The organism is Streptococcus sp. C300 (assembly GCF_000187645.1).
Lineage (GTDB): Bacteria > Bacillota > Bacilli > Lactobacillales > Streptococcaceae > Streptococcus > Streptococcus oralis_CQ.
On sequence record NZ_GL732466.1, the window covers coordinates 46,971 to 66,361 of the forward strand.

Annotated in this window: 22 protein-coding genes, 1 tRNA gene, 2 pseudogenes and 1 riboswitch; of the genes and pseudogenes, 5 read left to right on the plus strand and 20 right to left on the minus strand. The window is 41.1% G+C overall.

Annotation, left to right across the window (positions count from 1 at the left end):
• Positions 1-142 (minus strand): annotated as a pseudogene (locus HMPREF0849_RS10620) (phosphotransferase family protein); the annotation flags it as partial.
• A gap of 120 nt (positions 143-262) precedes the next feature.
• Positions 263-691, minus strand: a complete 429-nt coding sequence (aac(6'), locus tag HMPREF0849_RS00255) for an aminoglycoside 6'-N-acetyltransferase (protein WP_000348724.1) — start codon at positions 689-691, stop codon at positions 263-265.
• A gap of 29 nt (positions 692-720) precedes the next feature.
• Between aac(6') and HMPREF0849_RS10460 the strand changes: the two genes are divergently transcribed.
• Positions 721-957 (plus strand): hypothetical protein, encoded by a 237-nt coding sequence (locus HMPREF0849_RS10460; protein ID WP_156798252.1) that lies wholly within the window; start codon positions 721-723, stop codon positions 955-957.
• Between the two features lie 126 nt (positions 958-1,083).
• Here the strand turns inward: HMPREF0849_RS10460 and rlmD are convergent, their stop codons facing one another.
• From rlmD to HMPREF0849_RS00305, 10 genes are all read right to left on the minus strand, one after another.
• Positions 1,084-2,442, minus strand: a complete 1,359-nt coding sequence (gene rlmD, locus HMPREF0849_RS00260; RefSeq protein ID WP_000914542.1) for a 23S rRNA (uracil(1939)-C(5))-methyltransferase RlmD — start codon at positions 2,440-2,442, stop codon at positions 1,084-1,086.
• 74 nt (positions 2,443-2,516) lie between these two features.
• Positions 2,517-3,491 (minus strand): DUF1002 domain-containing protein, encoded by a 975-nt coding sequence (locus HMPREF0849_RS00265; protein WP_001227371.1) that lies wholly within the window; start codon positions 3,489-3,491, stop codon positions 2,517-2,519.
• Positions 3,492-3,577: 86 nt separating this feature from the next.
• A complete protein-coding gene (locus HMPREF0849_RS00270) occupies positions 3,578-4,180 on the minus strand; it encodes a lysozyme family protein (RefSeq protein ID WP_004240129.1) in 603 nt (200 codons plus the stop codon).
• Positions 4,180-5,154: a nucleoid-associated protein gene (locus HMPREF0849_RS00275; protein ID WP_000356115.1), complete on the minus strand. Its 975-nt coding sequence runs from the start codon at positions 5,152-5,154 to the stop codon at positions 4,180-4,182. Before HMPREF0849_RS00275 ends, HMPREF0849_RS00270 begins: the two co-directional genes overlap by 1 nt.
• Before the next feature lie 7 nt (positions 5,155-5,161).
• Positions 5,162-6,418: a serine hydroxymethyltransferase gene (gene glyA / locus HMPREF0849_RS00280; protein ID WP_000575506.1), complete on the minus strand. Its 1,257-nt coding sequence runs from the start codon at positions 6,416-6,418 to the stop codon at positions 5,162-5,164.
• A 61-nt stretch (positions 6,419-6,479) separates the two neighbouring features.
• The gene (locus tag HMPREF0849_RS00285; RefSeq protein ID WP_000945728.1) at positions 6,480-6,911 is read right to left on the minus strand and encodes a GNAT family N-acetyltransferase; all 432 of its coding nucleotides are present in this window, start codon (positions 6,909-6,911) and stop codon (positions 6,480-6,482) included.
• 1 nt (position 6,912) lies between these two features.
• Complete coding sequence (locus HMPREF0849_RS00290; RefSeq protein ID WP_000969272.1) at positions 6,913-7,515, minus strand: L-threonylcarbamoyladenylate synthase; 603 nt, start codon at positions 7,513-7,515, stop codon at positions 6,913-6,915.
• Positions 7,499-8,335: a peptide chain release factor N(5)-glutamine methyltransferase gene (gene prmC / locus HMPREF0849_RS00295; RefSeq protein ID WP_000761867.1), complete on the minus strand. Its 837-nt coding sequence runs from the start codon at positions 8,333-8,335 to the stop codon at positions 7,499-7,501. The genes HMPREF0849_RS00290 and prmC overlap by 17 nt, the downstream gene beginning before the upstream one ends.
• The gene (prfA, locus tag HMPREF0849_RS00300; protein ID WP_001028812.1) at positions 8,335-9,414 is read right to left on the minus strand and encodes a peptide chain release factor 1; all 1,080 of its coding nucleotides are present in this window, start codon (positions 9,412-9,414) and stop codon (positions 8,335-8,337) included. Before prfA ends, prmC begins: the two co-directional genes overlap by 1 nt.
• On the minus strand, positions 9,411-10,001 hold the full coding sequence (locus HMPREF0849_RS00305; protein WP_000068117.1) for a thymidine kinase: 591 nt from the start codon (positions 9,999-10,001) through the stop codon (positions 9,411-9,413). Before HMPREF0849_RS00305 ends, prfA begins: the two co-directional genes overlap by 4 nt.
• Before the next feature lie 122 nt (positions 10,002-10,123).
• Here HMPREF0849_RS00305 and HMPREF0849_RS00310 point away from each other — a divergent pair, with 122 nt between their 5' ends.
• Positions 10,124-10,306, plus strand: coding sequence for a 4-oxalocrotonate tautomerase (locus HMPREF0849_RS00310; protein WP_001117401.1), 183 nt, complete (start codon positions 10,124-10,126; stop codon positions 10,304-10,306).
• A gap of 134 nt (positions 10,307-10,440) precedes the next feature.
• Positions 10,441-11,814, plus strand: coding sequence for a tRNA uridine-5-carboxymethylaminomethyl(34) synthesis GTPase MnmE (gene mnmE, locus HMPREF0849_RS00315; protein ID WP_000632732.1), 1,374 nt, complete (start codon positions 10,441-10,443; stop codon positions 11,812-11,814).
• Between the two features lie 46 nt (positions 11,815-11,860).
• Here the strand turns inward: mnmE and dapA are convergent, their stop codons facing one another.
• From dapA to HMPREF0849_RS00335, 4 genes are all read right to left on the minus strand, one after another.
• Positions 11,861-12,796: a 4-hydroxy-tetrahydrodipicolinate synthase gene (gene dapA, locus HMPREF0849_RS00320; protein ID WP_000121600.1), complete on the minus strand. Its 936-nt coding sequence runs from the start codon at positions 12,794-12,796 to the stop codon at positions 11,861-11,863.
• Positions 12,797-12,852: 56 nt separating this feature from the next.
• The gene (locus tag HMPREF0849_RS00325) at positions 12,853-13,929 is read right to left on the minus strand and encodes an aspartate-semialdehyde dehydrogenase (protein WP_000542494.1); all 1,077 of its coding nucleotides are present in this window, start codon (positions 13,927-13,929) and stop codon (positions 12,853-12,855) included.
• A 389-nt stretch (positions 13,930-14,318) separates the two neighbouring features.
• Positions 14,319-14,391, minus strand: a tRNA-Thr gene (locus HMPREF0849_RS00330).
• A 105-nt stretch (positions 14,392-14,496) separates the two neighbouring features.
• The gene (locus tag HMPREF0849_RS00335; protein ID WP_000737303.1) at positions 14,497-15,009 is read right to left on the minus strand and encodes a QueT transporter family protein; all 513 of its coding nucleotides are present in this window, start codon (positions 15,007-15,009) and stop codon (positions 14,497-14,499) included.
• A riboswitch (PreQ1 riboswitch) is annotated at positions 15,007-15,103 on the minus strand. (Overlaps the previous gene by 3 nt.)
• 28 nt (positions 15,104-15,131) lie before the next feature.
• On the opposite strand from HMPREF0849_RS00335, the gene HMPREF0849_RS00340 reads away from it, so the two are divergent.
• Complete coding sequence (locus HMPREF0849_RS00340) at positions 15,132-15,569, plus strand: GtrA family protein (protein WP_002874529.1); 438 nt, start codon at positions 15,132-15,134, stop codon at positions 15,567-15,569.
• 71 nt (positions 15,570-15,640) lie between these two features.
• The gene (gene mscL, locus HMPREF0849_RS00345) at positions 15,641-16,021 is read left to right on the plus strand and encodes a large conductance mechanosensitive channel protein MscL (protein ID WP_000910206.1); all 381 of its coding nucleotides are present in this window, start codon (positions 15,641-15,643) and stop codon (positions 16,019-16,021) included.
• 41 nt (positions 16,022-16,062) lie between these two features.
• Here mscL and hemH read toward each other — a convergent pair whose 3' ends face one another.
• The 4 genes and pseudogenes from hemH to HMPREF0849_RS00365 all read right to left on the minus strand — a co-directional run.
• Positions 16,063-17,157, minus strand: a complete 1,095-nt coding sequence (gene hemH / locus HMPREF0849_RS00350; RefSeq protein ID WP_000709223.1) for a ferrochelatase — start codon at positions 17,155-17,157, stop codon at positions 16,063-16,065.
• A gap of 77 nt (positions 17,158-17,234) precedes the next feature.
• Positions 17,235-18,107, minus strand: a complete 873-nt coding sequence (gene srtB / locus HMPREF0849_RS00355; protein ID WP_000858432.1) for a class B sortase — start codon at positions 18,105-18,107, stop codon at positions 17,235-17,237.
• 75 nt (positions 18,108-18,182) lie between these two features.
• Positions 18,183-19,184 (minus strand): class B sortase, encoded by a 1,002-nt coding sequence (gene srtB / locus HMPREF0849_RS00360; RefSeq protein WP_000695087.1) that lies wholly within the window; start codon positions 19,182-19,184, stop codon positions 18,183-18,185.
• Positions 19,185-19,200: 16 nt separating this feature from the next.
• Positions 19,201-19,391 (minus strand): annotated as a pseudogene (locus tag HMPREF0849_RS00365) (phosphate-transport permease PitB); the annotation flags it as partial.

The following is a 19,391-nucleotide window of genomic DNA, read 5'->3' on the forward strand; positions in this document are numbered from 1 at the left end:
TATATCAAATTCAATTTTCTTAGAATCTAACTTCTCTTTATCAGAAATACGCAAGAAATATTTTGCTGATTTTGATCTGTCACACAATATTTTTATCATCTGACCAGCCTTTATTTATGGCTATCCTACTAATAAACTCCATCAATAACTCCTCGATTAACTTTACAACATTACTATATTCTTAACTAATGAAAAGTAATTCGTAGTCCGTCCATTTTTTCACACTTCCTAAAGATACATAAATTTTGACCACGTTCTGAAATTATAATATCTTCTTAAAATGAATAATTCTATTTACCTCTTGAAATCCAATATTGAGATGAAATCTTATAGAATCCGTATTCGTTAAAGTACAGTCACTTGCAAATTCCTTACACCCTTTATTTTTCGCCCATTCCTCACATTTTGTACAGAGATTTTTAGCAATATCCTTTAAACGATATTCCTCGTCGACAATAATCCCTTCTAAGAATCCAACAGGACTATATTTACAACCTTCAACATAATCAAATCTGAGTGAACATAGTGCTAGACCTACAATTGTGTCACCTTCAACTTCAGTAAAGATTGCAGTATTTTTGCCATTCGTATATTTTTTTACTTCATCAAAAGCTTCTTTATCGGTCAATTGGGGCCATAATTGTTTTATTAATTTAGCCGTTTTTATAGAATCTTTTGTTATTCCATCCATATTGATGTTCCTCCGGAAATTACAAGCAAATGTTTCGAATCATGCTGTTACTTTGTTACTCATTGATTGATACCAATACCATCCCCTTCTACTTTTCGACTGTCTCAGATCGAAAGAGCAGAGCCATGCACTCAGCGGTTCGGACTTACCGTATCATTTCGTCGGTTTCCCTCCTCATTCTACGAGTCCTATCCCATGGGCGGAGCATCTACTTCTACTTCGCTGATACCTCAGCTCGTACAAGCAGTGATACCGCCTCAACATGATGCGTTTGTGGGACTCAAAAGGTTTGGGTGAATCTTTTGAGGATTAACTGCGTTTCACTAACAAGCTTACACACTCAACATGATGCGTCTGTGGGACTCAAAAGGTTTGGGTGAACCTTTTGAGGTTTAACTGCGTTTCACTAACAAACTCACACACTCAACATGATGCGTTTGAGGAAAAAGATCCACTGGCTGGACTTTCTTCAACTCATATCCTAACTCTTGGTAGAGTTTGATATCACGCGCCATGGTTGCGACATTACAAGAGATATAAGCAATGCGGTCTGCTCCTGTTTGAGCGCTTGCTTTGATAAAGCTCTCGGTCAAGCCCTTGCGTGGAGGATCAACCAAGATAACGGTTGGTTGGATACCTTCCTTGAGCCAATTCCTCATGGCATTTTCAGCTGTGTCGCAGACATAGTGGGCATTTGTGATATTGTTTAATGCAGCATTCTTCTGGCTATTCTCAACTGCTTCTGGGATGACCTCAACTCCATAGACTTCCTTAACATGTTTCGCAACAGAGAGGCCAATCGTTCCAATCCCTGAGTAGGCGTCGATCACCACATCATCTGCTTTTAACTCCGCAAAGTCAATGGCCGTTTGATAAAGTTTCTCTGCCATTTCTGTATTGACCTGGTAAAAGGCTGGGCCAGCGATTTGGAAGTCATTTCCCAACATCTGGTCCGTAATATAGTCTTGACCATAAAGAATCTTCCACTCCTTACCAAAAATCGCATTGGTATTCTGGTCATTGATGTTTAGCATGACAGATACAATCTCTGGGAACTGCTTGATAAGTTGTTCAATCAACTGCTCCACTCGGAAAACTTTAGGACGTGTAGTCACTAAGATAACCATGATTTGCCCTGAATAGTGCCCACGTCGCACCACAAGATTTCGAATCAAGCCAGACTGTTCCTTTTCATCATAAGGTTTCAAATCATAACGACGAAGCAAATCTCGAAGAATTACTACGACTTGGTCAATGACAGGATCCTGGATGAAGAAATCTTCAAGAGGCATGAGGTCGTGCGAATTTTTACGGAAAAAGCCAGTTTCCAAGACACCATTCACTCGACGAACGGGCACCTGTGCCTTATTTCGATACTGGATTGGATGTTCCATACCAAGTGTTTCAGCAACCTCTACATCTCTAATGCCAGCAATCTTGTAGAGACTGTCTTTGACTTGCTTGGTTTTAAACTTGAGCTGCTCTGGATAGGCAAGGTGACCTAGATCCGCAATTCCTGAACGCAGGTAAGCCAGATCTAGATCTTGATTACGGTGTGGTGACTGGATAAGGTATTCTTCCACTTTCCCAAAGCCAATCTTTTTATTGATTTTGAGGACACGCATGAGGATTTTCTCAGTTGGTAGAGCATTTTCTACAAAGAAAACCAAACCTTCTATCTTAGCAACCCCTGCACCTTCATGAGTCAAATCAACAATTTCAACTTCTACAATATCATTTTTCTTTAACATATTTTTCACTTTCTATCGGCCGACAAAAAAAGACGGCAACATTTCTGTTACCATCTATTATATCATGAAATGACCTAAGCACCAAAACTCTTGAAGAAGTTGACAATGGCTTGCCAAAGAGAGCTAAAGAAGTTGCCCCCCTCTTCTAGCGCTTTATTGGCATCAAAGTTGAGGTTGATATTTTTAAAACTATCACCAGCTTGGGAAACGATGCTTTGTTTGAGATCATTTAGGGTTTTAGTAAAATCAGCATTTTTCAAGATGTCACTCTTTGAGAGGTTGAGCGCAAAATTGATGATGATATTGACCTGGTTTCCTGTTATAACCTGATCGAGTTTGTAGTTTTTTAGCGTGTCTTCTACAATTTTGCGAACATCTTCTTCTGTCAGATTTCCTTTGGCTTCTTTTGCCTTTGCGATTCCTGCTTTGATATCTGTCATAGCCGCATTGAGCTTATTGGCATCGTAGCCTGACTTGTCCTTGTTTTCAGCATTGATATCGGACAAGGCTTTTAGTTCTTCTTGGGCTAGGTCTTTATTGGCTTGCGGTACTTTAGCACCATTGGCCTCTAATGAGTAGTAAATCCCAGCTAGGGCGCTCTCACCTGTAACTGGTATGGGAGCTGCAACTGTGATTTTGGCATGCTCAACTCCCAGGGTCACTGCTGCATTACGGTACATATCCTGCGTCACCTTTGTGATATTTTCAGGCGTTTCAATCTTGACTTCTAGAGGCGACTTATCCCCCAGCTTTTGAATCTTAGCTGACGAATAGAGCTGTAGGCTAGCATCATTAGCAACATTCATAATTTTCGAATAGATATCAGGTGTCATAGTTTTGATATCTTTGGTGTCTTTTGATGCGTCATAGCCAAGTTTGCTAAGAGTTTGATTTTTCTGGTCTTCAGATAGAGAAGAACCTAGAACATATTCAGGTTGTACATAGGTTTCATCGATTACTTTTTGAACATCAGTTGCTGCGTGGACGCTCGTCATAGCTGTTGCGGCCCACAATATTGCAGCACTTGTTAGAAAGAATTTCTTTCTCATGGGGTATTCCCTCCTTTACCTTTCTAGGGTAATAAAACAATCTTAAAAAAAGCTTATAGTGAAAAACACCTGGTCAAACCAGATGTTTAGAAGAAATTAAAGAATTTCATAATATAGAGATTAAAGCGAACCTGTCTCGAGTAGTAATAATTTCCACCATTTTCATAGAGTTCGGCACCGTGAAAGATAGAAATAGGGTTAATATAGGTGTAGGTCTTCCCTGTAGTATTACCAAGAATTGGAGCGACCGTTTCTCGGGAGTAACGTTTGGCTAGGGCCAAAGTATTTTCCTTACCATTCTGAGCAATAAAGTCGATATAGGCAGGTCCAAAATTATAGGCTTGAACGGCGGTCCAGACATCTACTCCTTTGCTCTGTGCCAAATAGAGGTTATCGGTTAGAGTCTGAACCCCTTGGCGAATACTAGAAGCATCGTCTTTGATAGTATTGGTAGCGCCACTAGCAGACTCACTAGACTGCATGACATCTCGCTCTTTACCCTTCGTTTCGGTATAAATCATGGCGAGCACCAACTCTTCATTGGCTGGAGTATCTCTTTCGCTCAAGATTTCTCGCACCATGGGTTGGTAGGTCATGACTTGTTTAACATCCTGATGGATATGATAAGCTTTGTATCCTGCAAAAAGGAAGACTGCTAGCACAAGCACTCTTCTTATAAATTTAAACATTATTTACTTTGAATATCCTCGATATTTTTGATTAAGATAGAATAGGTTCCATTGTCATTTTGGATAAACTCGACCGATTCCGCATCTTGATAGACGTTATTGGGAACGATGAGCTCAATTCCATTTGACAAGGAAAGTTTTTGGTTTTCAAATTTCTTTAATTGGCGACTGGCATCAATTTCATCAAACTGGACTGGTTCTGGTACAGCTTCCTTGACTTGGTCGATAAAGCTCAAGCGAGCTGTCAGATTGTTGTCAAAAAGGTCATTAGCCAATTTTTCAGGTGACAGTTCATTGCTTTCTTCAAGATTGTTGAAAATCGCTGATTTGACCTTGGATTGAAATTGAAAATCATCTGTGTTAAAAGATTCAGCAATTCTCTGGGCTGTTTTTTCCAATTCCTTGATGGATTTCTTTGGTGAAATCTTGGGAGCAACAGCTAGGAGATTTTCTGAAAAATAGTTCAAGAAAGTCCCATTGTACTTGATGCGTTTTTCGATGAGATGATACTTGCGACTTTGAAGATTAACCACCAAGGCCTCGTCAGCTCCCGTTCCAAATCCAGGAAGGTTATTCTGAGTTAGCTTGATTGGATTATCAACTTCTCCACCAAGGTGAGTCAAGGTCTCACGTAGAGCAATTCGCAAAAAAGCGAAATGTTCAACGCCTTCTTTAGAAAACTGAACAAAAACCAAGTCATTGGTCTTGAGATTTTCAGAAATGCTGAACTCCTCTTTCCAGAGATTAGCCAGTGTTACTGATGTCTCCAACAAATCATCTGTGATGTGATTGAAGAAGGGATTTTCTTCTTCGAAAATCCCAGTCTTGGCTTCATCTGAATAGACGCGTTCGATTTTTTTACGCAGGTATTCTTCGATTTTTGGAGTGATATTGAGAAACTTATCCGCTAAGAACAGCTCGGTATCATCCGGACTGAACTGATGGATAATAGCTTTCTTAATATAGATATCCATAAAAATTTTAGTCCTCGTATAATGGGAAGGCATCTGTCAACGCTTTGACTTCACTTCTCACTTCTTCTAAGAAAGCTTCATTTTCTGCATTCTTAAGGGTTTTAATGATGAGCTCAGCCACTTTACGGCTTTCTTCTTCACCAAATCCACGTGCAGTGATGGCTGCAGATCCGATACGAATCCCACTTGTCTTGAATGGTGACAAAGTTTCGTAAGGGATTGAATTTTTATTTAGGGTAATATTAACTTCATCCAGCAAGTTTTGAGCAACTTTTCCGTTTTCAACAACCTTGGTTACATCAACAAGGAAGAGGTGGTTTTCAGTCCCGCCAGAAATGATGCGGAAATCAGGGTCTTGCAAGAAGACACTAGCCATAGCCTCGCTGTTCTTGATAACATTAGCAGCATATTCCTTGAAAGCTGGATCCAAAACTTCTTTGAAGGAAACAGCCTTAGCAGCGACAACATGCTCCAAAGGTCCACCTTGAATACCAGGGAAAATAGCTGAATTGATTTTCTTAGCAAGTTCTTCATCATTTGTCAAGATCAAACCACCACGAGGTCCACGAAGGGTTTTGTGGGTCGTTGTTGTGGTGATATGAGCGTATGGCACTGGGCTTGGATGAAGACCAGCTGCCACCAAACCAGCGATATGGGCCATATCGACCATAAGCTTAGCCCCAACAGCATCTGCGATTTCACGGAATTTTGAGAAGTCGATAATTTGAGAATAGGCTGAAGCACCTGCTACGATTAGTTTTGGTTTTACTTCTTGGGCTTGTTTCAAGATAGCATCAAAGTCCAAGAGTTCCGTTTCAGGATCAACACTGTAAGAAACAAAGTTGTAGGTTTGACCAGAGAAGCTAACTGGAGCTCCGTGGGTCAAGTGTCCACCTGCTGCCAAATCCATTCCCATTACAGTGTCACCAGGCTCAATCAAAGCCATATATGCTGCACAGTTGGCTTGGCTTCCTGAGTGAGGTTGGACATTGGCGAATTTAGCACCGAAAATTTCTTTTGCACGTTCAATAGCTAGAGTTTCTACCACGTCTACCACATCAGTTCCACCATAATAACGGCGTCCTGGGTAACCTTCAGCGTATTTATTCGTCAAGATAGACCCTTGAGCTGCCATAACAGCCTTGGAAACTACATTTTCGGAAGCAATCAACTCAATATTGTTTTGTTGGCGTTCTTCTTCTTTGGCAATAGCATTCCAGAGATCAGCATCGTATGCTTTAAAATCATCTTTGTCAAAAATCATAGGTCTTCTCCTTTATAGTGTGACTGGTCCTTTAGTTCGTTTTTACAAGAAAGAAAATAAACTAAAAGATGCGAATAAACCGTTTCTGCACTTTATCACAAGTATAACCAACTTTTTCATAAAATGCATGAGCACCCAGACGGTGATTGGCAGAGTTTAAGCGGATAAACTCATAACCACGTCTTATTGCTTCTTGATCCAACCCTTGCAGTAAGCTTTTACCGATACCTTGCCCTTGTGCTTGAGGTGAAACCGCTAAGCCTAAGATATTAAATCCTGCTTTGGAATAGAGGGATTCATAGACCTCAGCATGGACATATCCAAGTAGGACATGGCTGACCTCATCCTCATAGCCAAGTAGGAAATGATGAGAATCCTGAGACAGTCTAGCTAGTTGACTAGCTGTGTCCTCTGAACTAAAAGAATAGCCCAAAGCCTCTTGGTTAATCTCACATATAGCATTCACATCTGTTTCTTGCAAATTTCTTAGCATCTCATTCCTCCTCAAAAGAAATCTCTGGCAACTGTGCAAGAATATCTTCTCGCTTAATCGCCCCCTGGCGTAAGATTTTCACCTTGTCTCCAGACAAATCCAAAATCGTCGAATCCTGTCCAGTTAGAAAAGCGTCGTCCTCCAGTCCCAAAACCTCTTGGTCAAAATCCTCTAGAATTTGAGCAAAGGTCACGCCACTCGCCTGACCCGAGATATTGGCAGACGGCCCAATCAAAGGACCTGTCTCTCGAATCAAATCAAGTGTAATGGGGTGACTCGGCATCCGAAATCCGACAGTTGCAAGACCAGAGTTGACCCAATAGGGAACTCGGTCATTGGCTTCGAGGATAATGGTCAAGGGACCCGGTAAAAAGGCCTCTACAAGCTTTTGTAGATAAGTTGGCTGATTCTTTGAAAAGTGCAAGATGTCCTCTAGAAAAGCGACATTAAGATTGAGTGCCTTATCTCTAGGACGACGTTTGAGTTTGTAAACATGGTCGACAGCTTTTTCGTCTAAGGCCTTAGCAAAGAGACCATAAACTGTCTCTGTAGGCAAAACAACAGCTCCGCCCTTTTCCAACTCTTGTCTAATCCTGTCCATCATCAACTACAACCATCCTATCTTGACCAAATTGGTCCTTGAGTGTTCGTACCCGTTTTTCAGGAAGATATTTCCTAAAAAGCGCAGGAACACTTTGACCTTGCTTGTATCCAATTTCAAGATAAATCTTACCACCATCTGTGAGATAGTCTTTTGCATCTTCCGCAATTCTGCGGTAAATAGCTAGGCCATCCTCATCTGCAAAGAGAGCTAGATGAGGCTCCGAATGTAAAACATTCAAACCGACCTCTGACTCATCTTCACGAGAGATATAGGGTGGATTGGATACAATTATATCATATTTTTCAGAAATTTCTGCAAAACAATCAGATTTTTTAAAAAATATATTAAGATTTTGATTTCTAGCATTCTCTGATGCAAGCTCTAAGGCGTCTTGGGAAATATCTGCTGCTGTCACTGACCAATCCGGTCTGTTTTTAGCTAATCCAAGAGCTATGGCGCCACTTCCAGTCCCGATATCTAGGACCTTAAGCTTATCCTCAGGATTTTCGGCCAGGATAAGTTCTACCAACTCTTCTGTTTCTGGACGAGGAATCAAAACCCGCTCATCCACTTTTAACTGCATTCCAAAGAAATCTGCCTGTCCGATGATATACTGAGCTGGTTTATGGGACGCTAACTGCTGGAAAATTTCTTCTACAAATTGTTTTTCGGCCTCTGTTACCTCTTGCTGGAGGGCAAAGACAAAGTCTGTAAAAGAGAGATTTTTTAAGCTACGATAGACAAAAGAGAGGCTTTCTGCTTCCTCTCCTTGTCTTATCAACTCTTCTTCAAAATCTGAAAATAATTGAGCTAATTTCATTATTTGTTTAATTCTTCTAATTTTTGTGTTTGGTCATAAAGAACCAAGGCATCCACAACTTCATCCAATTTACCAGACAAAATAGTATCTAGTTTTTGGAGAGTCAAGCCAATACGGTGGTCTGTGACACGGTTTTGAGGGAAATTATAAGTACGGATCCGTTCTGAACGGTCACCAGTACCGATTGTTGACTTTCGCTCAGCGTCTTGTTCATCTTGAGCAATCTGAGCAAAATGGTCAGCAACACGCGCACGAATGATTTTCATGGCCTTCTCACGGTTCTTCTGCTGGGTACGTTCTTCCTGCATCTCAACCTTGATATTGGTTGGCAAGTGAACGATACGCACGGCAGTCGCAACCTTATTTACGTTCTGTCCACCAGCACCAGATGCGTGGTAAATGTCAACACGAAGGTCTTTTGGATCAATATCGTATTCAACTTCTTCCACTTCAGGCATGACAAGAACTGTCGCAGTTGAAGTGTGTACACGACCTTGGCTTTCTGTCACGGGGACACGTTGCACACGGTGGGCACCTGATTCGTACTTAAGTTTAGAGTAAACTGATTGACCTGATACCATAGCAACCACTTCTTTGAAACCACCCACACCATTCATAGAAGCTTCCATGACTTCAAAGCGCCAGCCTTGGGCTTCCGCATACTTTTGGTACATGGTTAGCAAATCCCCAGCGAATAGTGCTGCTTCATCTCCACCAGCTGCTCCACGGATTTCAAGGATGATGTTCTTATCATCGTTTGGATCCTTTGGAAGGAGCAAAATTTTCAATTTCTCTTCGTATTCTTCTTTTTCAGCCTTGGCATCTTTGAGCTCTTGCTTGGCCATTTCTTCCAAGTCCGCATCTCCGCCTGATTCCTTAATCATATCTTCGGCGTCAACGATGTTTTGAAGGACTTGTTTGTACTCACGGTAGGCTGTTACTGTATCACGAGTAGAAGCCTCTTCTTTCGAAAGCTCCATGAAACGCTTGGTATCAGACACCACATCTGGGTCACTCAGCAATTCTCCTAATTCTTCATAACGGTCTTCTACAGCTTGTAGTTGATCATAGATGTTCATTTTTCTTCATTCTCCTTATTGATTTCAGGGGCAAAATAATGTTTACGGCAGACTGAGATATAGGTTTCATTTCCACCGATCTGAATTTGTTCTCCATCATAGACTGGTACACCATCGTGCGTGCGCAACACCATGGTCGCCTTTTTCTTACAATACTGACAGATGGTCTTGATTTCTTCAATCTTGTCTGCTAAGAGCAAGAGGTATTTTGAACCTTCGAACAATTCATTGCGAAAGTCATTCTTCAAACCAAAAGCCATGACAGGTATGTCTAGCTCGTCCACAACACGAGCTAGGTCGTAAACATGGTGACGCTTGAGAAACTGAGCCTCATCAACTAGCACACAGTAAGGTTTTTCAGGTAAGTCTCGAATATAGCCAAAGATATCCGTCGCTTCCTCAATCGCAATGGCTGGGCGTTTCATACCAATCCGACTGGATACATAGCCGACACCGTCACGCGTATCCAGAGCCGAAGTCATAATCACAACTCCCTTTCCTTGCTCCTCGTAGTTATAGGCCACCTTGAGAATCTCAATCGTCTTACCAGAGTTCATGGTCCCATAACGATAATACAACTGTGCCATGCTTCTAATTCACGTCCATTTCTAAATTTTTGCTACATTCTAGTATATCATAATTTTCTGAAGCTTTAAACGGCAAAATGTGGTAAAATAGAAGAAATCAAAAACTAGTGGAGGAAGCTATTATGCCATTTGTACGCATCGATTTATTTGAAGGACGCACGCTCGAGCAAAAGAAAGCTCTTGCTAAGGAAGTAACGGAAGCTGTTGTTCGTAATACTGGAGCCCCTCAATCAGCCGTTCATGTCATCATCAACGACATGCCAGAAGGAACCTACTTCCCTCAAGGGGAAATGCGCACCAAATAATCCAGCTTAAGCAGAATTGCTTAGGCTTTTTCAATCTCCAAGTAGCATCCATTGAAGAAATAGTCTAATTTTGTTACAATTTGAAGAGATGCTTGGATACCTATCCTAAGAAAAGAAATACAAAAGGAAATAGTATGATTACACGTGAATTTGATACCATCGCTGCTATCTCTACTCCACTAGGTGAAGGAGCCATTGGTATTGTCCGCCTGAGCGGAACAGATAGTTTTGCCATTGCGCAAAAGATTTTTAAAGGAAAAGACTTGAGCAAGGTTGCAAGCCATACCCTCAACTACGGTCACATCATTGACCCTCAAACTGGTAAGGTCATGGATGAGGTTATGGTTGGGGCCATGAAATCTCCGAAGACCTTCACTCGTGAGGATATTATCGAGATTAACACCCACGGCGGGATTGCGGTAACCAATGAAATTCTCCAACTAGCTATCCGTGAAGGAGCTCGGTTGGCAGAACCTGGTGAATTTACCAAACGCGCCTTTCTAAACGGTCGCGTGGACTTGACACAGGCTGAGGCAGTGATGGACATCATCCGTGCTAAGACAGATAAGGCCATGAATATTGCAGTCAAACAACTAGATGGTTCCCTTTCTGATCTTATCAATAATACTCGCCAAGAAATCCTCAATACGCTTGCCCAAGTAGAGGTCAATATCGACTATCCTGAGTACGACGATGTTGAGGAAGCTACTACTGCTGTTGTCCGCGAGAAGACTATGGAGTTTGAACAATTGCTAACCAATCTCCTTAGAACAGCTCGTCGTGGTAAAATCCTTCGTGAGGGAATTTCAACTGCCATCATCGGACGTCCCAACGTTGGGAAATCCAGTCTTCTCAACAATCTCCTTCGTGAAGACAAGGCTATTGTAACGGACATCGCTGGTACCACCCGTGATGTCATCGAAGAATACGTCAACATCAACGGGGTTCCTCTCAAATTGATTGATACAGCCGGTATCCGGGATACAGATGATATCGTGGAACAAATCGGTGTCGAACGTTCTAGAAAAGCCCTCAAGGAAGCTGACTTGGTACTACTAGTACTAAATGCCAGTGAACCACTGACCGCCCAAGATCGCCAACTCTTAGAAATCAGCCAAGTTACCAACCGCATTATTCTACTTAATAAAACGGATCTTCCTGAAGCGATTGAAACTTCGGAACTACCAGAAGATATCATCCGTATTTCAGTTCTTAAAAATCAAAACATTGATAAAATCGAAGAGCGTATTAACGACCTCTTCTTTGAAAATGCTGGCTTGGTTGAGCAAGATGCTACTTACTTGTCAAATGCCCGTCATATTTCCTTGATTGAAAAGGCCGTTGAAAGCCTACAAGCTGTTAACCAAGGTCTGGAACTGGGGATGCCAGTTGATTTGCTTCAAGTTGACTTGACTCGTACTTGGGAAATTCTCGGAGAAATCACAGGTGATGCAGCTCCTGATGAACTCATCACCCAACTCTTTAGCCAATTCTGTTTAGGAAAATAAGAAAAATCCATGATCATTCATTCGGTCATGGATTTTAATGTCTTTATTAGTAATCTGGTCTAAGGACACCTGTTACGGTTGCCTTAGTTGCTTCGTAGTCACCATCTACAACAACTTTGATGATGCGTTTGGCATCTTCTTCTGGTGCTGGAACAAGAGGTAGACGAGTTGGCCCCGCTTCAAATCCCATGTAGTTCAAAACTGCCTTAACTGGAGCAGGACTTGGATAAGAGAAGAGGGCATTGACTTTAGGAATGAATTTACGCTGAATAGCTGCAGCTTTCTTCATATCGCTTTCTGCAATGGCAGTGAACATCTCGTGCATCTCATCTCCATTTGTATGGGAGGCAACAGAAATAACCCCATCCGCACCAAGGTTCATGGCATGGAAGGCATCTCCATCTTCACCTGTATAAATCAAGAATTCTTCTGGCTTGTGTTCAATCAAGTAAGCCATATTGGCCAAGCTGGTACATTCTTTAACACCGATGATATTTGGATGATCAGCCAAACGAAGCATGGTTTCTGGAGTTAATTCAACAACTACACGCCCTGGAATGTTATAGATGATAATCGGTAGGTCAGAAGCATCTGCAATCGCTTTAAAGTGCTGATACATGCCTTCTTGAGAAGGTTTGTTGTAGTATGGTACGATAGCAAGTCCAGCAGCGAAGCCACCAAAGTCTGCTACTTCTTTGACAAACTCAATCGAGTCTCGGGTATCATTGGTACCTACACCCGCAATCAAAGGAACGCGTCCATTGACAATCTTTTGTACAGCCGCAAAGAGTTCCAACTCTTCATCGTGGGTCAAGGTCGGACTCTCAGCAGTCGTTCCAGCTAGAAGAATGCCGTCTGTGTGATGGGCCAATAAATGCTCAATCAAGGCTGGAATGGCATCAAAGTTGATGGAACCATCCTCATGAAAAGGGGTAATAAAGGCTGTGATGATTTTACACTCTTTTAAATCTTGATAAGACATGAGAAACACCTCTCTATTTCAAAGAAGGAGTTCATCTGAACTCCTAAACGATATGACTATTTTAATTCAAATTTCAACTCAGCTGTTGGACGAACCAATCCACGTTCGTGAAGCGTTTCTGCAATCTGAACTGAGTTCCAAGCAGCACCTTTAAGAAGGTTATCGGAAACAACCCACATGTGGATTCCTTTTTCTGCATCCAAGTCTTTACGGATACGACCAACAAAGGTATCACGTGAACCAACTGCATTGATGGCTTGTGGATAGATTTGATGAGCTACATCATCTTCAAGAACTGCACCTGGGAAGGCTGCGATAGCTGCTTTCACTTCTTCGATTGGAGCCACTTCTTTTGTTTCAATATAAACTGACTCAGAGTGAGCTGACAAAACTGGAATACGAACACAGGTTGCAGACACTGCGATGCTATCATCTTCCATGATTTTCTTCGTTTCCTTAGTCATTTTCATCTCTTCGTAAGTGTAATCATTGTCAGTAAAGACATCGATTTGCGGAAGAGCGTTAAAGGCGATAGGATAGTGTTTCTTGTCACCACCTGAAGGCAAGATTTCCGCATGCAAATCACGTGGATTCACACCATCATTCAAGACTTCACGAAGTTCACGTTGTGTTTCAAGAATCGCTCCCATACCTGCACCAGAGACTGCTTGGTAAGTTGAAACGATGATACGATCCAAGCCCCATTTTTGACGAACTGGCTCAAGAGCCACCATCATTTGGATTGTTGAACAGTTAGGGCAGGCAATAATCCCGTTGTGGGCATCAAGTGCATGAGCATTGACCTCTGGAACAACCAAAGGAACATCTGGATTTTGACGGAAATAAGATGTGTTATCTACTACTACAGCTCCAGCTTGAACTGCGTATGGTGCATACTTAGCTGATGTCGAACCACCTGCTGAGAAGAGTGCAATATCAACACCCTCAAAAGCGGTCTCAGTCGTTTCTTCAATCGTAATATCTTGGTCTTTAAATTTCAAAGTCTTGCCTGCTGAACGTGCAGAAGCAAGGTAACGAATTTTATCGATTGGAAGTGTTGATTCTTCCAACATTTTTATCATCTGAGCTCCGACAGCACCTGTCGCGCCGACTACAGCAACTGTATATCCCATAAATAACCTCTTTCGGAATTTTCTAAAAATTTCTATAATAGATGTATTATACTACTTTTTCCAGAAATTGAAAAGCATTTTTGGGTTATATTTTCTGAAAATTAAAAATCCCTAGTCATTGACCAGGGACTAAGAGGCATCTTCATGTGATGAGCAGGTTCACACAACTCATCAAGGTCCGCTCCTGCGTTATGACCTCCTTATGCTCAATAGCAGTCCGAAGACTGCCTATCGACTCATCGCATCTACTATTCTACTAGATAGAGTCACTTTTGTCAACAGCCAAAACTCTTTGCTTCATTTATACAGGTGCATAAGAAATATCTTTGAAAAATTTGGGGCAGACATAACAAAAACCCTTGTAAATAAGGGTTTTTGTATCTATTTAATGCTAATTGCCGGGATTGAACCGGCGACCTCATCCTTACCATGGATGCGCTCTGCCAACTGAGCTAAATCAGCTTACCTAAAAAGTATACTATAGTTCTATGTTCTTGTCAAGCGCTCTCTTTTAATTTTATGGAATGAAAAAAGCTAGATTTAGCAAGAATCTAGCTTATAAACTTCTTATTTTGTTAGATCGATTCGCTGTCCCAATTTACCAATCAAAATCGCTCCCACTATAAGTGATGCAAACTCACCAATTCCAGTAGAGAACCATGTGAAGAAGAAGGGAGCTTCTGTCAAGATATGGAGTTCAGCTGCAATGGTAATCATTGAAATGGAGAAGAGGATTGAAAAGAAGAAATGATCTTTTCGAATCAATCCGTTAAAGAGGTAATCTTTGCTGTATTTTGCAAAGAGCAATACCCCTAGACTAAGGAAAACTAGGGTAGAACCTCCACCGACAAAGACATCTATTAGGCCAAAACTACTAAATAAATTAGCAATCATACATCCAATTGTCACACCGATGATATATTTAGGGTTGTAAAAGGCCAAGAAATTCAACATTTCTGAAATACGGAACTGATACGCCCCAAAACTAAGAACATTGATTGGTGGCGTAATAGTCAAAACTACATAGATCGCAGCAACGATAGCGATGTCTGCCATGTCACGAACAGTTAATTTTTTCATGTTTTCTCCTTTAGCGGTTTCCCGCGTAAAATATGCTTGGTGAAAGAAGCTAAGCACCAAGGGTTGAGGTTATCAACCTTACCAGTATAGCACAATATATGACTTTATGCTATACTAAAATCATGAAAAATCAAATAAAAGCTTTCTTTGATAATGAAATCCTTGCCTATCTTTTTTTTGGTGGCGCTACTACTCTGGTTTCTATTGTATCACGTTTGGTTATTTACCATATCAGCCACCAGGAAATCCTCGCAACTGCCCTCGCAAATATTATCGGGATTCTCTTTGCCTTTCTCACAAATGATACAATCGTCTTTAAACAAGAGAGAAGGAATTGGCCAACCCGCCTGGCTAAGTTTTTCTTAGCTCGTCTTTCTACTCTTGGTCTTGACGTTCTTTTAACTTATATCTTTGTTACAACTTTCCCTGATATTATTGGCCAGTTTGTCGAATTTAATATAGATAGGGTTAATACGATTGAAACTATTCTAGCACAAATCTTGATCATCATTTTAAACTATATTTTCAGTAAAATCTATATTTTTAAAGGGAACAACTGACCACTTTGAGCGTTCAAGTTGCTTTTTGTCACAATTTAGGATATAATAAATTAGGAAAGGAATTTATGAAAATGTTAAAGGATCTTAAAGAATTCTTGCTTCGTGGTAATGTCGTTGACCTTGCTGTCGGTGTGATCATTGCCTCTGCATTTGGTGCTATCGTTACTTCATTTGTTAACGATATCATCACTCCACTTCTATTGAACCCAGCTTTGGAAGCTGCGAAAGTACAAAACATCGCTGAGCTTGCATGGAATGGTGTTACATATGGTAAATTCTTGAGTGCTATTATCAACTTTCTCGTTGTAGGTACTGTGCTTTTCTTCGTTATTAAAGCTATGGAAAAAGCGCAAAACCTTCGTAAGAAAGAGGAAGTGGTTGAGGAAGCACCTGCTGCTCCAACTGAACTTGAAGTTCTTCAAGAAATCAAAGCTCTTCTTGAGAAAAAATAAAACAGATAAAGGATTTAGCTTAAAGCTAAATCCTTTTTTCTTTACTCTTTTGGTAACTTCCCAGCCTTTTCGAGCATTTTCTTAATCAAGTAAGGCATCTTCACATTTTCACGGCCTTTTTTCTCAATGAGTTTTTTGACAAATTCTGGCATCTGAAGGTCGTCTGTCTCCTCCATGATGTCCTTTGTAGTTGCCGAAGGCGCTAACTCATCGAAGGTTTCTTCTTCTGGGAGAAAAGCTTTAAATTCTTTGTCTTCATTGGCTCGTACAGTAGCAACTAAAGCGTCAATTAAACGGCTATCTGTATTGGGCATAGGTGGACGATGGTAGGTGACACCTAATTCTTGACACAACTCATAACATTCCACATCGTTATCAAACAAGACTTCGATGTGCTCACTGATAAAGCTAATCGGGACAAAAATATAATGCTCTGGATGTTGCTTTTGTTCTCGTAAATATTCTAAGACATCTGGCTTGATCCAAGGGATTCCAATATCGCTTTCGCTCTGCCAAGTATTGGTATACTGGTCGGCTGTTAGGCCGAGTTGTTCAGCAATTAGCTTGCTATTATCGAAAATCTGATCGATATAAGGATCTCCATAATCCAAGGCAAAAATGGGGACGCTATGGGCTGAAAAGATCACCTTGAAAGACTCTTCTCCCACATGGTTTCGTAAAATTTTTCTAATCTCATCTGTCCAAAAGTCCAACAAAGCCTGTTGTTGATACCAGTCCTTAATAACTAAAAATCGGATCTGCTGGCTTTCCAGAAACTTTTCATACCCCATGACTGAGTAAAAAGAATAATGAGGTTCCAAAATCAAGCAGATACATTCTTCAACACCATCAGCTTCCATCTGCTTGATCACGTCTGGGATAAAGGGACGAGAAAATTTGTTGGCAAAGTAGATACCGTACTCCTCGCCTAAACGTTCCTTGACTAAATCAACCTCCTCACGTGTAATCCGCTGCAAGGGCGTCCCACCGATAAGGACATAGTTGTCATAGAGAGTCTGAATCTCGGGGTCTCGGGGTCTAACTCCACGACGAATGTTTGTAAAGAATTCTGCTACTCCTTCAAAACTAATCTCCTCGGGAGATCCAAAGGTCATCATTAATATGGCTTTTTTCATGTTATCATCCTTATGTTATTATTTTCACTATCTATTCTATCATGAAAGACAAAAATAGTAAACGCTTCCGACGTCTACTATTTCTTTTGTTCTTTTGTCTTTCTATCTCGCCTCATGATTAGGATGATCACAACAAGGAGCAAAATAACGATAATCAGGAGAAGAAAGGCAAGGATATAAATCCAATGCGTTGGAATCCCTTGGTCAAAATAGCGTGTTCCTACTGCTTCCCCACTTTTATCCTGGGCTGCTTTTACTGGTACATCCGTTATTTTAGCTAAGAGGATATGTCTTCCGTTGGTAATATTAAGGAAACAGGTGCTTAACAAAACAATCTTGTCCGTTGAGGTCAAGGAGACATCTCGCTTGTACTTGGCTTTACTTAGCAGATATTGATAGTAAGCCTGGTGTTCCTCATCGTTGGAACTCAAAGTACGGTAAATCTCCGTGTCATAGGCATCTACTTCTAAAATCCCAAAAATCTCCAGACCACGTTCTCGACCATTGTAGTAGATAGAGCCATAGCGATGCTTGTCAAAAAAATCTTGATCCACAAATTTTTGAATCTCCCCAAACATAGCACCAGAAGCCATGGAGTGACCATAGATGATGGTGTTAAAGTCTGTAAAGTTGGGGTTAAAACGATAGTCTAGGAATATAGAACCTGACACAGTATAATCGCCAAAAGCATTGCGATCAAGGTATTTGACATTGTCCTGACTCTGCAAGAGGGGATAATCTACCTTGGTCCCATCGAGGCTAATCCAACCACAAACATCCTTGTTGAGGTGTTGCAAGGTTTCAAAGCCCGTACTACTGGCATCCTTTTCAATGGGATTATAATGATCGTAGTCACTCGCAAGGACTCTATCAGCTGTAAAAAGACAGAAAAAAGCTAGAAAGAGGGATAGAATGACCTTTATGGTTTTGTGACTCGTACTTGTTTTCATATTTCCTTCTTTCTCCTTTCTAGCCTTGAAAATAAAAGAGCAAGAGAGGCTGTCCCTTTCTCTTTTATTGGTAGTTTAGTCAGTAATGGTATCTGCCCCTTCTTCCTTTGCTTCTCTTCTACGACGCAAGATCAAGTAGAGGATGATGAGCAAGAAGATCAATAGCAAGAGCAAGATAAATAAGATGATATACCATATCCACAAAGGAATCGATGAGAGAAATCGTCCGAGCGACGAATCATCAAAGACGCTGTAAGGGAATGGTTTTGATTTTTTCGTATGGAAGGTGTTCTTTGGAACTGTATCCGTAATCTTGGCAACTACGATATGTCTCCCATTTGTTACGTCTAGGAAACAGGTACTGAGAAGGATGATATGGTCATTTGGCCCCAGTGTAATGTCTCGTTTGTGAATGGCAACCGAGAGTAAGTGATCGATATATTCTTGGCGCCGATCATCCCCATTAATACCTGGATCGTAGATGTTAAAGTCATAGGCGTCCACCTCGAGCATTTCAAAGATTTCAAGACCTTTTTCAACGCCATTATAGTAAATACTGCCGTAGCGATGCTGGTCAAAGAATTCCTTATCAGAAAACTTTGCTACATCTCCAAACATAACCCCATTTTCTACATGGTGTCCGTAGATGATGGTATTAAAGTCTTCGAACTTGGATTCATTTCGAGCCTCAAGGAAAATAGCCCCTGTAGCTGCAAATTCTCCCTTGGAATCCTTGTTCAGGTATTTTTCATTGTCTTTGGCTTGAACTAAGGGATAGTCGATATTGGTGCCATAGACATTGATCCAACCGAGAACCTCTGGATTGACTTGCTGTAGCTTGTGAAAGCCAGAAAAACTAGCAAGCTCATCCTTCTCACTGGTACTAACAGGTCTATAGGCTTCATACTCACTAGACGAAGCCTGAGAATAGACCTGATTGGCATCCCAAAGGGCGTAGAAACCAAAGAGAAAGACTAAGGCTGCCAAGAGGAGCAAGATATGATTCATCAATGCATCTACAGCAAGGACCAGACGCCTAGACAAACTCCTTTTTGGTTTCTCACGCTTGATTTTCATAAGTCAAACCACTTGTTTAAGCTTGTCTGCGTTTTTTAGACAAAACAACAAATCCAGCCAAACCAAGACCAATCATCAAGATGAAAGGAAGGTTGTCAATCAAGAGACCAGTAGGGGTAACGTCTTGAACGCTATTGGTGATTGTGTTTTCATTTCGTTTTTCGCCAACTAAAATACTATCTTGAGTCAAATCAGCTGAAATTCTGC

Bases quoted from the DNA above. Each gene is read 5' to 3' on its own strand.
- HMPREF0849_RS10460 (WP_156798252.1), top strand. From the start codon at position 721: ATGTTTCGAATCATGCTGTTACTTTGTTACTCATTGATTGATACCAAT.
- rlmD (WP_000914542.1), bottom strand. From the start codon at position 2,442: ATGTTAAAGAAAAATGATATTGTAGAAGTTGAAATTGTTGATTTGACT.
- HMPREF0849_RS00265 (WP_001227371.1), bottom strand. From the start codon at position 3,491: ATGAGAAAGAAATTCTTTCTAACAAGTGCTGCAATATTGTGGGCCGCA.
- HMPREF0849_RS00270 (WP_004240129.1), bottom strand. From the start codon at position 4,180: ATGTTTAAATTTATAAGAAGAGTGCTTGTGCTAGCAGTCTTCCTTTTT.
- HMPREF0849_RS00275 (WP_000356115.1), bottom strand. From the start codon at position 5,154: ATGGATATCTATATTAAGAAAGCTATTATCCATCAGTTCAGTCCGGAT.
- glyA (WP_000575506.1), bottom strand. From the start codon at position 6,418: ATGATTTTTGACAAAGATGATTTTAAAGCATACGATGCTGATCTCTGG.
- HMPREF0849_RS00285 (WP_000945728.1), bottom strand. From the start codon at position 6,911: ATGCTAAGAAATTTGCAAGAAACAGATGTGAATGCTATATGTGAGATT.
- HMPREF0849_RS00290 (WP_000969272.1), bottom strand. From the start codon at position 7,515: ATGATGGACAGGATTAGACAAGAGTTGGAAAAGGGCGGAGCTGTTGTT.
- prmC (WP_000761867.1), bottom strand. From the start codon at position 8,335: ATGAAATTAGCTCAATTATTTTCAGATTTTGAAGAAGAGTTGATAAGA.
- prfA (WP_001028812.1), bottom strand. From the start codon at position 9,414: ATGAACATCTATGATCAACTACAAGCTGTAGAAGACCGTTATGAAGAA.
- HMPREF0849_RS00305 (WP_000068117.1), bottom strand. From the start codon at position 10,001: ATGGCACAGTTGTATTATCGTTATGGGACCATGAACTCTGGTAAGACG.
- HMPREF0849_RS00310 (WP_001117401.1), top strand. From the start codon at position 10,124: ATGCCATTTGTACGCATCGATTTATTTGAAGGACGCACGCTCGAGCAA.
- mnmE (WP_000632732.1), top strand. From the start codon at position 10,441: ATGATTACACGTGAATTTGATACCATCGCTGCTATCTCTACTCCACTA.
- dapA (WP_000121600.1), bottom strand. From the start codon at position 12,796: ATGTCTTATCAAGATTTAAAAGAGTGTAAAATCATCACAGCCTTTATT.
- HMPREF0849_RS00325 (WP_000542494.1), bottom strand. From the start codon at position 13,929: ATGGGATATACAGTTGCTGTAGTCGGCGCGACAGGTGCTGTCGGAGCT.
- HMPREF0849_RS00335 (WP_000737303.1), bottom strand. From the start codon at position 15,009: ATGAAAAAATTAACTGTTCGTGACATGGCAGACATCGCTATCGTTGCT.
- HMPREF0849_RS00340 (WP_002874529.1), top strand. From the start codon at position 15,132: ATGAAAAATCAAATAAAAGCTTTCTTTGATAATGAAATCCTTGCCTAT.
- mscL (WP_000910206.1), top strand. From the start codon at position 15,641: ATGTTAAAGGATCTTAAAGAATTCTTGCTTCGTGGTAATGTCGTTGAC.
- hemH (WP_000709223.1), bottom strand. From the start codon at position 17,157: ATGAAAAAAGCCATATTAATGATGACCTTTGGATCTCCCGAGGAGATT.
- srtB (WP_000858432.1), bottom strand. From the start codon at position 18,107: ATGAAAACAAGTACGAGTCACAAAACCATAAAGGTCATTCTATCCCTC.
- srtB (WP_000695087.1), bottom strand. From the start codon at position 19,184: ATGAAAATCAAGCGTGAGAAACCAAAAAGGAGTTTGTCTAGGCGTCTG.